General features: G+C 67.0%; 10 protein-coding genes. 2 read left to right on the top strand and 8 right to left on the bottom strand.

Annotation, left to right across the window (positions count from 1 at the left end; translation table 11 throughout):
- Positions 1-20: 20 nt before the first annotated feature.
- From HHL21_RS13620 to HHL21_RS13595, 6 genes are all read right to left on the bottom strand, one after another.
- Positions 21-737, bottom strand: a complete 717-nt coding sequence (locus HHL21_RS13620; protein WP_169466737.1) for a response regulator — start codon at positions 735-737, stop codon at positions 21-23.
- 21 nt (positions 738-758) lie between these two features.
- Positions 759-5,060 carry a hybrid sensor histidine kinase/response regulator gene (locus HHL21_RS13615; RefSeq protein WP_169466735.1) on the bottom strand — a complete coding sequence of 1,434 codons (4,302 nt, stop codon included), beginning with the start codon at positions 5,058-5,060 and terminating at the stop codon, positions 759-761.
- 7 nt (positions 5,061-5,067) lie between these two features.
- Positions 5,068-6,237: a patatin-like phospholipase family protein gene (locus HHL21_RS13610; protein WP_169466733.1), complete on the bottom strand. Its 1,170-nt coding sequence runs from the start codon at positions 6,235-6,237 to the stop codon at positions 5,068-5,070.
- Between the two features lie 59 nt (positions 6,238-6,296).
- Positions 6,297-8,090 (bottom strand): gamma-glutamyltransferase, encoded by a 1,794-nt coding sequence (gene ggt / locus HHL21_RS13605; protein ID WP_169466731.1) that lies wholly within the window; start codon positions 8,088-8,090, stop codon positions 6,297-6,299.
- Positions 8,091-8,164: 74 nt separating this feature from the next.
- Positions 8,165-8,923, bottom strand: coding sequence for a 3-hydroxyacyl-CoA dehydrogenase (locus HHL21_RS13600; RefSeq protein ID WP_169466729.1), 759 nt, complete (start codon positions 8,921-8,923; stop codon positions 8,165-8,167).
- A 94-nt stretch (positions 8,924-9,017) separates the two neighbouring features.
- Positions 9,018-9,455 (bottom strand): hypothetical protein, encoded by a 438-nt coding sequence (locus tag HHL21_RS13595; protein WP_169466727.1) that lies wholly within the window; start codon positions 9,453-9,455, stop codon positions 9,018-9,020.
- 148 nt (positions 9,456-9,603) lie between these two features.
- On the opposite strand from HHL21_RS13595, the gene HHL21_RS13590 reads away from it, so the two are divergent.
- Together HHL21_RS13590 and HHL21_RS13585 are read left to right on the top strand one after the other, a co-directional pair.
- Complete coding sequence (locus tag HHL21_RS13590; protein ID WP_169466725.1) at positions 9,604-10,902, top strand: acetyl-CoA hydrolase/transferase family protein; 1,299 nt, start codon at positions 9,604-9,606, stop codon at positions 10,900-10,902.
- The gene (locus tag HHL21_RS13585) at positions 10,902-11,393 is read left to right on the top strand and encodes a DUF6265 family protein (RefSeq protein ID WP_169466723.1); all 492 of its coding nucleotides are present in this window, start codon (positions 10,902-10,904) and stop codon (positions 11,391-11,393) included. The genes HHL21_RS13590 and HHL21_RS13585 overlap by 1 nt, the downstream gene beginning before the upstream one ends.
- On the opposite strand, the gene HHL21_RS13580 is transcribed toward HHL21_RS13585, so the two are convergent.
- Positions 11,390-11,584 (bottom strand): DUF1059 domain-containing protein, encoded by a 195-nt coding sequence (locus tag HHL21_RS13580; RefSeq protein WP_169466721.1) that lies wholly within the window; start codon positions 11,582-11,584, stop codon positions 11,390-11,392. The genes HHL21_RS13585 and HHL21_RS13580 overlap by 4 nt on opposite strands.
- 109 nt (positions 11,585-11,693) lie before the next feature.
- A complete protein-coding gene (locus tag HHL21_RS13575) occupies positions 11,694-13,826 on the bottom strand; it encodes a sodium-translocating pyrophosphatase (protein WP_169466719.1) in 2,133 nt (710 codons plus the stop codon).
- Positions 13,827-13,969: the final 143 nt, after the last annotated feature.

Raw genomic sequence — 13,969 nt, 5'->3', positions numbered from 1 at the left:
CAAGCCCTATTTGATCTCCCTCAATGCCCAGGTGGGATGGCCCGTGTGAGGCCGGCCTGGGCCAGAACGGCGCGCACCGCGTCGGCCAGCACCAGGTGCACGCGGTCGCCCTCATGGCTATCCGGGCCGAGCGCGTCGAAGGCGTCGGCGGCGCCGGCCAGGCCCAGCGTGGTGCAGCCCGCATGCAGGCGCTCGACGCGCTCGCGCGCCGCCGCCGTTTCGCCGCGCGCGACCATCGCATCGATGTCGCCGCTGGCGGCGGTCAGCTGCACCTGGAAGCCGCCCAGGTAGGCCAGCAGGCGGCGTGCGTCGATGCGCAGCCGCGCCATGGTGGCGGCGGGCGGCTCGGCGCGGTGCACCCAGGCGGCCGGCGGATCGGAAAACGCGGCCAGGTGCACCCTGATCTGCCCGGCCTGGAAGGGCTTGACGATGAAGCCCGATGCGCCGAGGCCGGCGGCCTGGTCGAGCGTGGCGGTGTCGGTGCTCGAGGTGACGAGGATGAACGGCATGGCGTCGAAGGCGCCGTCGCCGCGCACGCGCGCCAGCAGGTCCATGCCGGACAGGCGCGGCATGCGCAGGTCGCAGAACAGCACTTGCGGCCGCAGCCCTGCTTCCAGCTGGTCCCATGCATCCAGGCCGTCGGCCGCTTCGACGATGTCATAACTGCCGCAGTTGTCGACCAGGTGCATCAGCACCATGCGCGAGACCACGTCGTCGTCCACTACCAGTACTTTCATCCGCTCTCGCAAGGTGTCCATTCAGGCGCCCGCCATGTCGTAATCGCCCAGCAGCGCGTAAAGGCGCGGCAGCGCAAGCCCGATCGCGTTCCAGTCGCGCGCATCGGCCGCCGTCTCCATTTTGCCGCACAGCGCATGCAGCCCGGCAGCGCGCAGGTGCCCTGCGCTGCCCTTCATACCGTGCAGCAGGCGCGCCGCCGCCTCGTGGTCGCGCGTCCCGATCGCCGCTTCCAGCTCCGCGCGGCGGGCCGGCACGTCGGCCGCGAAGGCCGCACGGATGCGGCGCAGCAGGACCGCGTCCGGTGCATCGTCGCCTGCGGGCGCCAGCTGCGGCGCACCGGTCGCCACCCCGAACATCGCATCGAGGTCGCTGGTGCTCGGCCCCTGCGGCGGCATCGGCGCCAGCGCCACCCCGCGCGCCAGCTGGCGCACCACTGCGTTGCCAAGCTGCGCGTACAGCGCCGACTCGTCGATCGGCTTGGTCAGGAAATCGTCCATGCCGGCGGCCAGGTAGCGGACCCGGTCTTCCTCGCTGGCGTTGGCGGTCAGCGCGACGATCATCACGCCGGGATCGCGCACCGGAGCCGCAGGCGGGCCGCCGGCCCGGATCAGGCGCGTGGCGCTGGCCCCGTCCATTTCCGGCATGCGGCCATCCATCAGGACCAGGTCGTAGTCGGTGCGCGCGCAGGCCGCCACGGCGCCCACGCCGTTCGGCACCACGTCGGCGTAATGCCCGAGGTCCTCGAGCATCGTGCGGATAATGATCTGGTTGGTCGGGAAGTCCTCGGCGCACAGCACGGTGAGGCGGTGCGAATGGGGTTCGCGCGGGACCTGCGGGGCCGGTGCCGGCCTGTTGCCGTCGGCCAGCGGCAGCACGAAGCTGAAGGTGCTGCCGACGCCTTCGGTGCTTTCGGCCGACACTGTGCCGCCCATCAGCAGCACCAGCTGGCGGCAGATCGCCAGTCCCAGCCCGGTGCCGCCGTAGCGGCGCGTGGTCGTACTGTCCGCCTGTTCGAATTTCTGGAACAGCCGCGCGAGCGCATCCGGCGCGATGCCGATGCCGGTGTCCTGCACCGAGAAGCGGATCATGTTGACACCGTCGGTCGCATCGTCCGGCGCGGCGCGCTCCACCCGCAAGGTCACCGTGCCCTGCCTGGTGAACTTGAAGGCGTTGCCGACCAGGTTCACCAGCACCTGGCGCAGGCGGGTCGGGTCGCCCACCACGAAACGCGGCAGGCCGTCGCCCAGCTCGATGGCGAAGTTGACGCTGTGCGAATCCGCCTGCTCCTCGAACAGGCTGGCCACATTTTCGATCTTGTCTTCGAGGCTGAAGTCGATGTGCTCGAGCGCCAGCTTGCCCGCCTCGATCTTCGAAAAATCGAGCAGGTCGTTGATGATGGCCAGCAGGGAGCGGGCGTTGGCCTGGCCGCGCACCACCTGTTCGCGGGTGGCGGCCAGCAGGCTGGCGTCGCGCAGCGCGAAGCCGAGCATGCCGATGACGCCGGCCAGCGGGGTGCGCATCTCATGGCTCATGTTGGCCAGGAATTCCGACTTCTGGCGCGTCGCGTCCTCGGCCCTGCGCTTGGCCAGGCTGAGGCGCTCGGACAGCACCGAGATGTCGCGGTGCGCCTGCTCCACGTTCTCCTTCTGGCGCTGGACTTCCTCCTTCTGCCGTTCGGCGTCGGCGCGGCGGCGCTCGGCCTCGGCGCGCTGGCATTCGGCCTCGAAGCGCTCGGCTTCCAGCTCGCGCTTCTGCTGTTCCAGCAGGCGGTTCTGCTGTTCGATCTCCTCGGTGCGCGCGCTGACCTGGCGCTCGAGCAGCGCCTTCTGGCGGCGCAGGCCGGACAGGCGTGCGCGGTAAGCAAGCCAGCCGCAACCCAGCAGAATCAAGGTGGCCATGGTGCGGAACCACCAGGTTTTCCACACCGGCGGCAGCACCGTGATGATCAACGGATCGCCGGGTACGCCCCAGACGCCGTCCTTGTTGGCGGCCTTGACGCGGAACGTGTAGGTGCCGGGATCGAGGTTGGTGTAGGTCGCGAAGCGGCGCCCGGCGCTGGTGTCGACCCAGTCGTGGTCGAAGCCTTCGAGCTGGTAGGCGAAGCGGTTGCGCTGCGGCGCCGCGTAGTGGAGACCCGAGAATTCAAGCGAGAATACCGAATCGGAGGCGGCCAGTGTGATCGCGCGGGCGCGCTCGACCGGCCCCGCGAACAACCCCGGGCGCGCCAGCTCCACCGGCTGGTTGAATATCTGGAACCCGGTCACGACGGCGCGCGGCGGAATGCGGTTGTCGCTGATCGCGCCCGGATTGAAGGCAGTGACGCCGTTGAAGCCGCCGAAGTACAGCGTGCCGTCAGGGGCGCGCATGGCCGAGCCGTCGAAGTAGGCGCCCTCGATGGTGCCGTCGACGGCGCTGTAGTTGCGCCACTTGCCGGTCAGCGGTTCCAGGCGCGAGATGCCCGTATTGGTGCTGATCCACAGGAAGCCTGCGCCGTCTTCGAGGATGGCGGCGACCGCGTCGTCCGACATGCCGTCGCGAACGGTGTAACGCTGGAAGCTGACCTTGCCGCGCGCGTCGATGCGCATGCGGTTCAATCCGCCCGCGGTGCCGATCCACACCGTGCCCTTGCTGTCTTCGAGCAGGTAGTGGACCTCGTCGTGCGACAGGCTGGACATATCGTTCGGATCGTGGCGGAAGTGGCGGAAAGTGCCGGCCGCGCGGTCCATCAGGTCGAGGCCATCGAAGGTGCCGACCCAGAAGCGGCCGGCCCGGTCCTCGAGGATCGGACGCACCACGTTGTCGGCCAGCGAGCCCGGATCGGCGACGTCGTGGCGGAAGCTGGAGACGCGGCGCGTGGCCGGATCGACCTTGTGAAGCCCCCCTCGCGTCGCGACCCAGATATTGCCGGCGCGGTCGGCCAGCATGCCGCGCACCTTGTCGCTTTCGGGGTCGCCCAGCGACAGGTGCGTGTAGCGCCCGCTGGCCTGGTGGAAGCGTGTCAGGCCGCTGTCGCCGCCGATCCACAGGCCGCCATCGCGGTCGCGCGCCAGGGCCCCGACGGCCGGGTCGGCCAGGCTGTTCGGATTGTTCGGGTCGTGGCGGTACACGCGCGCCATGCCGCTTAGCGGATCGTAATGATTCAACCCGCTGTTCATGCCGAGCCACAGCTTGCCGTTGCCATCGTCGAGGATCGCGCGCGCCTTGTTGCCGGACAGTGCGCCGGACGCGTCCGGCTGGCGCATGATGCGCGAGAAGCCGCCGCTGTTCAGGTCGACCCGGCTCACACCGGCGAACCAGGTGCCGACCCACAAGGTGCCGACGCGGTCGCGGTGCAGCGCGGAAATGCGGTTGTCGGCGACGCTGTGGGCGTCGCCCGGCAGGTGGCGGTGGTTCTGGAAGCGGCCGGCGCGCGCGTCCCAGCGGTACAGGCCTTCGGCATAGCTGCCCACCCAGATACTGCCGTCCGCATCTTCATACAGGCTGGCAATCACGCCGTCTTTCAGGCCGGTGGCCTCGCCCATCCGGCGCCGTTCGAGCTTGTCGCCGGCCTTGCGCACGTCGCCTGCGCTGCGTTCGAGACCGCCCATGCTGCCGATCCACAGGGTCTGCTGGGCGTCGACGACCAGCGCCTGGACGGCGTTGTAGCGCAGGTCGCGATCGGTCACCGGGTGGTGCATGAAACTGCGCGCACCGGGCGCCAGGCTGTCCAGCCCCCCCGCCGTGCCCACCCAAAGGCGGCCGCTGGCGTCGACCGCGAGCGCGTCGACCTGGTTGTCGGACAGGCTGGTCGGATCGCCCGGCACCTTGTGCCAGACCGTGAATTTGCCGGTGGCGATATCGAGGTGCTGGAGACCGTCGCTGGTGGCGATCCACAGCCCGTTGTTGCCGGCATCGGTGATGGCGCGGATATGGCGGTTGCCGTTGCCGCGCCGGACCGTCTCCTGCAGAAGGTAATGCGTGAACGCGTTGGTATTCGGGTCGAAGCGGTCGATGCCGCCGTCGGTGCCGATCCACAAGTCGCCGCGTTCATCGACATGCAGCACCCGCACCCAGTTGTTGACCAGGCTTTTCGGGTTGTCGATCTGGTGGCGGTAGACCACCACGCGGTAGCCGTCGAAGCGCGACAGGCCGGCCTGGCTGCCGAACCACATGAAGCCGTCGCGGTCCTGCGCGATCGCCAATACCGACTCCTGGGCCAGTCCCTGGTCGACGCTCAGGTGTTCGAAGCGCAGCGTGCGCGCGGGCGCCACGGCCTGGCTGGCCGCGACCAGCATGCCGAACAGCGCCAGCGCGGCGAGCAGGTGTTTGATGGTGTGGTTCATCGGATTTTCATGATGCGAAGAAGGCTAGCACATCGGCCTTGCGCTCTTCGGTGTCGCGCCGGCCGAGGGCGATCAGTTCGCGCGTGTAGCTTGCCTCGAACAGCAGGTAGGACGCGAGCGCCGAACCGCGCGCCTCGGTCGCGCCGATCCCCGACAGCAGCGTGCGCACCGGCGCCGGCAGGCTGTGGACGTGGCGGCTGGCGATATCGTCAAGCCGCTCGGACGGCGCGATCACCAGCAAGTCGACCGGCTTGAGCGGGGTCATGTCGCGGTACTCGCCGGGCAGCAGCGACAGGGTCAGGTTGATGCGGTTAAGGCGCTCGATGTCCACCGCCAGGCTGTCGAGGAAGATCGACGACATCGCGTGGCCGGCGATCTGCGCCAGGCTCGGATAGCTGGGGTTCGGCGGGCCGGCGTGGGGCGGCTCGGCCAGGCGGCCGGCGCCGACCACCAGCACTTTGGTCGCGCCGAGGTGGATCGCGGGCGAGATCGGCGCCAGCTGGCGCATGGTGCCGTCGCCGCAGTACTCGCGCCGCCCGCCCATGTACAGCGGCACGGCCGGGAAGATGAACGGGATCGCCGACGAGGCCAGCAGGTGCTCGATGCCGATCTGGCTTTGCATCGCGATGCGCTGCATGCGCACCCACGGCGCGATCTCGGTAGCGGCCTGGTAGAAGGTGATGTGGTTGCCGGCGGTGTACGACGACGCCGTCACGGCCAGCGCGTGCAGCAGGCCTTCCGACAGCGCGACATCGAGGCGCGGCAGGTCGAGCATGCGGTGCAGCAGGCCGACCAGCGGGGTGTTGTCAAGCAGCGAGGCAGGCGGCGCGGCGCGCCATTTGCGCAGCAGCCAGCCGAACGACAACAGCGAAAGCCAGCGCGCGCCGGAGCGCAGCACGCCGATCGAGTCGGCGCGGTACACCTGTTCGACCGCGATGTTCTCCCACACGTCGAGCAGCTTCTGCACGCCCTCGCCGAAGTTGTCGGCGCGGCAGGCCAGCGCGGTCGCGTTCATCGCGCCGGCCGAGGTGCCGCAGATGATGTCGAAAGGCGAGCGCGCGGGCGGCCAGCCGGCTTCCCACAAGATGCGCGATATGGCCTGCAGCACGCCGACCTGGTAGGCCGCGCGTGCCCCGCCCCCGGTCAGAATCAGCCCGGTTTTCTGATTTAATCCCATACAGCAAGGTTATCAGGCAATACCGGTCTTGCGGTAGCAAAAGTTACATCGGAGGACTATCAGTCGCCCTTGGCGACGCCTTCGCGGCGCGGATCGGCGCCGCCGAACCAGTACTGCTGTCCGTGGATGGTGAGGCGCTGGATGCCATGCAGGCCGGAGTTCATGTCGTAGCTGCGCAGCTGGTGGCCGCGCGCCTTCAGCGCTTCATGCACGGCGGGTGAAAAGCGCCCTGCTTCCAGCTCGGTCGGCCCGTTGCGGCTGCCGAAGTTGGGCAGGCTGATGGCCTGCTGCACGTTCAGGCCCCAGTCCAGCGTGCCCACCAGGACCTTGGCCACGTAGTTGATGATCGCCGGGCCGCCCGGCGAACCGACCGCCAGCACCAGCTTTTTGGTCTGCTTGTCGAACACGATGGTCGGCGACATCGCGCTGCGCGGGCGCTTGCCCGGCTCGACCCGGTTCGCCACCGGGCCATCGGCGTCGCGCGAATCGAACGAGAAGTCGGTCAGCTGGTTGTTCAGGATGAAGCCGCGCACCATCTGGCGCGACCCGAATGCGTCTTCGACGGTGGTCGTCATCGACAGTCCGGCGCCGCTGCCGTCCATCACCACCAGGTGCGAGGTCGATGGCGTTTCGATCGCGTTATCCAGTCCCCACGCCACGTCCATGCCGGGCGGTGTGCCGGCCGTCGCCACGCCCATCGACTTCGCGCCGATCAGCGCGGCGCGTTTGGCCAGGTAGCTTTTGTCGAGCAGGCTCGGGATGCCGCGGCCGGGCAGCGGAATGAAGTCGGTATCGGCCGCGTAGCGGTTGCGGTCCGCGTAGGCCAGCCGTCCCGCTTCCGAAAACAGGTGCACGGCTTCGGCGCCGACCTTGCCATCGACGGGCGCCAGTGCGCGCATGTCTTTCGTTTCAAGGATGCCGAGCATCTGCGCCACCGCGATGCCGCCCGACGATGGCGGCGGCATGCCGCACACGGTGAAGCTGCGGTAGTCGTTGCACACCGGCGTGCGCACCTTGGCCTGGTAGCCCGCGATGTCGTTCGCGCTCAACAAGCCGGGATTGGTCGGGTGCGACGCCACCTTGGCGGCGATGTCGCTGGCGATGTAGCCCTTGTAGAAAGCGTCGGCGCCGCCGGCCGCGATGGCGCGCAGCGTGGCCGCCAGCGCGGGATTTTTCAGCAGGTGCCCGACCGGCCATGGCTTGCCGGCCTTGTCGTAGAAGTAGGCCAGGGCCACCGGGTCCTTGCGGATATGCTTGTCCCACAGGAGCATGCCGTTGAGGCGCTCGCTGACCGGAAAGCCGCGCTCGGACAGGTCGATGGCCGGCGCGAACAGCGCCTTCCACGGCAGCTTGCCGTGCTCCTTGTGCGCCATTTCGAGCATGCGCAGCACGCCGGGAGCGCCGACCGAGCGTCCGCCCACCACGCCCTCCAGGCGCGACACCGGGCTGCCGTCGGCTTTCTGGAACAGGGTTTCGGTAGCTTTCGCGGGCGCGGTCTCGCGGCCGTCGAAAGCCTGTACATCCTTGCCGTCGTAATGGACCAGGAAGGCGCCGCCGCCGATGCCCGAGGACTGCGGCTCGACCAGGGTCAGCGCCAGTTGGGTAGCGATGGCGGCGTCGATGGCCGAGCCGCCCTGGCGGAGGATGGTGTAGCCGGCTTCCACGGCCAGCGGGTTGGCCGCCGAGACCATGAATTTCTTCGATGCCCAGCCGGCCTTGTCGCTGTATCGGATGCCGATTTCCGGCGCCGCTTGCGCGGCATCGGCCGCCGCGGCGTCCTGCGCCAGACCGTGCGCCGGCGCGAACGCGCCTGCCAGCAGCGCAGCCAGCGCCAGCATCTTCAACTTGACCATGAATCCTCCTTCGGAATAAAAAAAAGGCGCGCGACCTGGGCCGCGCGCCCGATACTCTTGCAATGCTACATCAATTACTTCGGCTGCATGCGGATCGCACCGTCGAGGCGGATGGTCTCGCCGTTGAGCATGGTGTTTTCGATGATGGCCTTGGCCAGGTGGGCGTACTCGGTAGCGCGACCGAGGCGCGGCGGGAACGGCACCATCTTGCCCAGCGACTCGCGCACTTCTTCCGGCATGCCCATCAGCATCGGGGTCTCGAAGATGCCAGGTGCGATCGTCATCACGCGCACGCCGTTGCGCGCGAGGTCGCGCGCCATCGGCAGGGTCATGCCGGCTACTGCCGCCTTCGAGGCGCCGTAAGCGCACTGGCCCATCTGGCCGTCGAACGCCGCCACCGATGCGGTGTTGATGATCACGCCGCGCTCGCCGGAGTCGCCGCCTTCGGTCTTCGACATCGCGTCAGCCGCCAGGCGCGCCATGTTGAACGTGCCGACCAGGTTGATGTTGACGGTGCGCTGGAAGATGTCGAGCGGGTGCGGGCCGTCCTTGCCGACGGTCTTGACCGCTGGCGCGACGCCGGCGCAGTTAATCAGGCCGCGCAGCGTGCCCATCGCGACGGCAGCGGCAACCGCCGCCTGGCCGTCGGCTTCCGATGTCACGTCGCACTTGACGAACTGGCCGCCAAGTTCCGCTGCCAGCGCGGTGCCCGCGTCCACCTGCACGTCGGCGATGACGACCTTGCCGCCCGCTTCGGTGATCATGCGCGCGGTCGCAGCGCCGAGGCCCGACGCGCCGCCGGTAACGATGAAGACATTGTTTTGGATTTGCATGGTTTTCCTCAGAAAAGTTCTTTTTAACGTTTACGTAAACGTCAACCAGCAGGATTGTAGCGAACTTTTGCTTGGGCAGACCGAAAAACTGGCATTAAAAGCATTGCACGGTGGTGCCGGTGCGGGTGCAGCTGCGCCCGTTCTGGTCCAGCACCGTGTTGCCGACGCCGCCGGTGTAGCGGGCGCCGCTGGTGTCGGTGCAGCCGCCGCCGTCGCAGCTGTTGATTTGCGAAGGCATCGGCGGCGATGGCGGCGGCAGCGCGGGAACCGGCTGGCCTGCGATGATCGGGCCGCGCGGGTTCAGGGTCGGGCGGTAGCCGTCGGTGACGACGGGCGCAGGAGTGGGCACGCGTTCGATGCGCTGCTGCACCGAGCGGCGCTTGAGCGGCGGCTTCTTCAGCTTGGACGGATCCGGCTTGAGCGGCAGCGCCTCGGGGGCCTTGGCCTGTGCCGTCGCTTGCTGCGCCAGGGCCGGGCCGCCAGCGGTCGCCAGCGCGACTGACAGAATCGTTACAATTTTCGCGAATCCCATGGTGCCCTCCGGCTGCCTGATGCGTATGCTGTCATTATTGCCCATGCAGCTGGCGCGCACGCGCGCCGATACACATCGTAACAATGCAGACGAGTAAGCGCGCGGTCAGTTTGCCGGGCTAGCATGGGCCGGATAAGAGGAGACAGCAATGCAAAAACCACACGAACAATACGTCGTAAAACGTTGCAGCCCGGAAGATGCCCTGGAGCATGTGCGCGATGGCGATACGATCGTCGTGCCGACCGGCGTCGGCGAGCCGCCCGCCCTGCTGACCGCCTTGTCGGCGCAGCGCACCCGCTTCCACGATGTCCGGGTCGCGCAGATCCTCGCGATGCGCAAGTTCGGCTACTTCGAACGGGAGACGGCGCACCACGTGCGCCATGCCGCGCTGTTCCTGGGAGGCGCTTCGCGCAGCGCCGGCCAGGGCGGGTGGTGCGACTTCATCCCCAACTACTTCTCCGAAATCCCGGTGCTGATCGAGCGCGGGCTGATGCCGGCCGACGTGGTGTTCGCGATGGCCTCGCCGATGAATGAACAGGGCTTCTTCGCGCTTAGCCTCGGCACCGACTACACGATGGCGGCGGTGGAGAAGGCGCGCGCGGTGGTCCTCGAAGTCAATCCCAACGTCCCGTTCGCGCATGGCCAGTGCCACATCCACATCTCGCAGGTCACGGCGCTGGTCGAGAGCGAGGACGCGATCCTCGAAGTAGGCCTGCCGAAGATCGGCCAGGTGCAGGAAGCGATCGGAAAATTCGTGGCCGACATGATCGACGACGGCTCGACCCTGCAGATCGGTTATGGCGGCATTCCCGACGCCGTCGTCATGCAGCTGACGCACAAGCATGACCTGGGTATCCACACGGAGATGATCGGCGACGGCATCCTCACCCTGATCGACTCCGGCGCCGTCACCAACCGCAGGAAGACCTTCATGCCCGGCAAAATGGTGGCTACCTTCGCGCTCGGATCGCAGAAGCTGTACAAATTCATCCATCACAATCCGATGATCGAGATGCACCCGTCGAACTTCACCAACGACCCGTACATCGCGGGCCAGAACGACAAGCTCGTCTCGATCAACGCCACCCTGCAGGTCGACCTGCTGGGCCAGTGCGGCTCCGAGAGCATCGCCCACCTGCCCTACTCCGGCACCGGCGGCCAGGTCGACTTCGTGCGCGCGGCGAACCGCTCGCGCGGCGGAAAATCGTTCATCGTGCTGCCTTCGACCGCGAAGGACAACAGCATCTCGCGCATCGTGCCGATGCTGACCGCGGGCACCCACGCGACGACCAGCAAGAACGATGTAAACTATGTGGTGACCGAATATGGCGTGGCCCAGCTGCGCGGCAAATCGGCCAAGCAGCGCGCGCAGGCGATGATCGCCATCGCGCATCCCGACTTCCGCGCTTCGCTGCGCGAGGCCGCCAACAACATGTGTGTCTTCTGATGACGATTTTTACTCCACGCCTTCCATCGCTGCTGGCTGCAGCCTTCGCCTTCTGCAGCTGCGCCGCGCATGCCGCGCCCGATCCTGTCGCCAGGGTCGCGTGGCTGCAAGGATGCTGGCGCGCCAGCGGCGCCGAAGCGGGATCGCTTGAACAATGGACAGCGCCGGCCGGCGGCACGATGCTGGGACTGAGCCGCACGGTCAAGGGCGGCAAAACGGTCGCGCATGAATTCCTGCAGATCCGCGAAACGGCGCCTGGCAGGCTGGCCTACATCGCGATGCCATCGGGCCAGGCGACCACGACCTTCGCGCTGACTGAGGCGAGCGCAAACCACGCCGTGTTCGAGGACCCGGCGCACGACTTTCCGCAGCGCGTAATCTACCGCCGCGATGGCGAAACGATCCTCAACGCGCGCATTGAAGGCACGCTGGGCGGAAAGGCGAAGGGAATCGACTTCCCGATGCAGCGCACAAGCTGCGACGCCCGCTAAGCCGGCGGCGCACCTTCGTGGATGGCTTGCTTGAGCTGTCCGCGCAACTCCGGGTTATCCTGGTGGCCGTGCACGGCCACGGCATGCTGTACGGCTGCGTCGAGCAACTCGTTTTCGGTATCCGCGGCAATCGTGATGGAGCAGTGAGTTTCGCTTGGAAACTCACGGCAATCGATGAATTTGCGTGCCATGACAACCTCCTGCGATGGAGGTTTCAGTATACGCCGCACATGGGGGAGATCAAGCCGGCGCAGCGGCGCCGTTCCCGCTTGACGAGGCGGGAACGGCGCTTACTGGCGATTACTGTGCAGGCGCCGGGGCCACGACGGGCGCCTCGATCGCTGCGGGAGCGATGGCGGCCGGCGCATGCACTGCCGCAGGTGCGCTGACGGCGATCCAGCCGGTTGTCGGCAGCAGCGGCACCAGCAGCAGCGCCACGATGTTGATGATCTTGATCAGCGGGTTCACGGCAGGGCCCGCGGTGTCCTTGTACGGATCGCCGACGGTATCACCGGTGACAGCAGCCTTGTGCGCTTCCGAGCCCTTGCCGCCGTGGTTGCCGTCCTCGATGTACTTCTTCGCGTTGTCCCAGGCGCCGCCGCCGGTGGTCATCGAGATCGCGACGAACAGGCCGGTGACGATGGTCCCCATCAGCAGCCCGCCCAGTGCTGCAGGGCCGAGCAGCATGCCGACCACGATCGGCACCACCACTGGCAGCAGCGAAGGAATCACCATCTCCTTGATCGCCGACGCAGTCAGCATGTCGACCGCCTTGTCGTACTCGGGCTTGCCGGTGCCGTCCATGATGCCCTTGATGTCGCGGAACTGGCGGCGCACTTCAATCACCACCGCGCCAGCCGCGCGGCCTACCGCTTCCATCGCCATCGCGCCGAACAGGTAAGGAATCAGTCCGCCGATGAACAGGCCGACGATGACCATCGGGTTCGACAGGTCGAACGAGATGTCATGGCCGACGTCCTGCAGCGCGTGCGTGTAATCGGCGAACAGCACCAGTGCGGCCAGGCCGGCCGAACCGATCGCATAGCCCTTGGTGACGGCCTTGGTGGTGTTCCCAACCGCGTCGAGCGGGTCGGTAATGGCGCGCACCGAATCCGGCAGGCCCGACATTTCGGCGATGCCGCCCGCGTTGTCGGTGATCGGGCCGTAGGCGTCGAGCGCGACGATGATGCCTGCCATCGACAGCATCGATGTGGCTGCAATCGCAATGCCGTACAAGCCGCCCATCTGGTAGGACGTGAGGATCGCGGCGCACACGGCCAGCACAGGGTATGCGGTCGACTTCATCGATACGCCCAGGCCGGCGATGATGTTGGTGCCGTGGCCGGTGGTCGATGCTTCGGCGATGTGGCGCACCGGCTTGAATTCGGTGCCGGTGTAGTACTCGGTGATGTAGACCATCAGGCCGGTAAGCACGATGCCGACCAGCGCGCAGCCCATCATCGTCATGCGCATGGACTGTTCGCCCCACACCATCCAGGTGACGCCGGCAAAGCCGATCAGCGACAGGATGGCCGCCCACCACAAGCCGGTGTACAGCGCCGACATGATTTTCTTGCCCGGTTTCGCCTTGACCATCGAGCAGCCGACGATGGAGCCGATGATCGATACCGCGCCAAGCAGCAGCGGGTAGATCATGGCCTGCACCGCGCTCGCGTCGGCGAACACCAGCGCGCCAAGCAGCATGGTGGCGATGAGGGTGACCACATAGGTTTCGAACAGGTCGGCGGCCATGCCGGCGCAGTCGCCGACGTTGTCGCCGACGTTATCGGCGATGACGGCAGGATTGCGCGGGTCGTCCTCCGGGATGCCCGCTTCGACCTTGCCCACCAGGTCGGCGCCGACGTCAGCGCCTTTGGTGAAGATGCCGCCGCCGAGACGCGCGAAGATCGAGATCAGGGACGCGCCGAACGCGAGGCCGATCATCGGCTCGATGGTGTCATGCGGCGTGTCGCCGACCGCATGCATGGTGAGGTACCAGTAGAACAGCGTGACGCCGAGCAGGCCCAGGCCGACCACCAGCATGCCGGTAATGGCGCCGCCCTTGAAGGCGACATTGAGCGCTTCGTTCATGCCTTTTGTGGCCGCTTGCGCGGTGCGGACATTGGCGCGCACCGACACATTCATGCCGATGAAGCCGCAGGCGCCCGACAGCACGGCGCCGATCAGGAATCCGATCGCGGTGTTCATGCCGAGCAGTACGCCGATCGCGATCAGCAGCACCACGCCGACGATGCCGATCGTGCGGTACTGGCGTCCAAGGTAGGCGGCAGCCCCCTCCTGGATCGCCTGCGCGATTTCCTGCATCCTGGCGTTGCCAGGGTCCTGCTTGAGAATCCAGCTACGCGACCAAAGGCCGTAGATCACCGCGATTAAACCACACGCTACTGCAAATACGAGAAAGCTCGCTGCCATAAAAGTCCCCCTGTTTTTCTAATCAAGTAACACACAAACACATCCGAAAGACCGACTACCAGTCAAACAACTGCGTACTGCAAAACCTTGAAACTTAAAAAAACCTGGAAGACCGGCGGCCGGCGCTCCGGCGCAACTGTTAC

The sequence above is a fragment of the Massilia polaris genome, assembly GCF_012927275.1.
GTDB lineage: Bacteria > Pseudomonadota > Gammaproteobacteria > Burkholderiales > Burkholderiaceae_D > Telluria_A > Telluria_A polaris.
The sequence above is the reverse complement of the archived record's forward strand: the minus strand, read 5'-3'. Positions and strand labels throughout refer to the sequence as shown.

What these genes read in the sequence shown, in the direction of transcription:
- HHL21_RS13620 (WP_169466737.1), bottom strand. Translation starts at nt 737, where the DNA reads ATGAAAGTACTGGTAGTGGACGACGACGTGGTCTCGCGCATGGTGCTG.
- HHL21_RS13615 (WP_169466735.1), bottom strand. Translation starts at nt 5,060, where the DNA reads ATGAACCACACCATCAAACACCTGCTCGCCGCGCTGGCGCTGTTCGGC.
- HHL21_RS13610 (WP_169466733.1), bottom strand. Translation starts at nt 6,237, where the DNA reads ATGGGATTAAATCAGAAAACCGGGCTGATTCTGACCGGGGGCGGGGCA.
- ggt (WP_169466731.1), bottom strand. Translation starts at nt 8,090, where the DNA reads ATGGTCAAGTTGAAGATGCTGGCGCTGGCTGCGCTGCTGGCAGGCGCG.
- HHL21_RS13600 (WP_169466729.1), bottom strand. Translation starts at nt 8,923, where the DNA reads ATGCAAATCCAAAACAATGTCTTCATCGTTACCGGCGGCGCGTCGGGC.
- HHL21_RS13595 (WP_169466727.1), bottom strand. Translation starts at nt 9,455, where the DNA reads ATGGGATTCGCGAAAATTGTAACGATTCTGTCAGTCGCGCTGGCGACC.
- HHL21_RS13590 (WP_169466725.1), top strand. Translation starts at nt 9,604, where the DNA reads ATGCAAAAACCACACGAACAATACGTCGTAAAACGTTGCAGCCCGGAA.
- HHL21_RS13585 (WP_169466723.1), top strand. Translation starts at nt 10,902, where the DNA reads ATGACGATTTTTACTCCACGCCTTCCATCGCTGCTGGCTGCAGCCTTC.
- HHL21_RS13580 (WP_169466721.1), bottom strand. Translation starts at nt 11,584, where the DNA reads ATGGCACGCAAATTCATCGATTGCCGTGAGTTTCCAAGCGAAACTCAC.
- HHL21_RS13575 (WP_169466719.1), bottom strand. Translation starts at nt 13,826, where the DNA reads ATGGCAGCGAGCTTTCTCGTATTTGCAGTAGCGTGTGGTTTAATCGCG.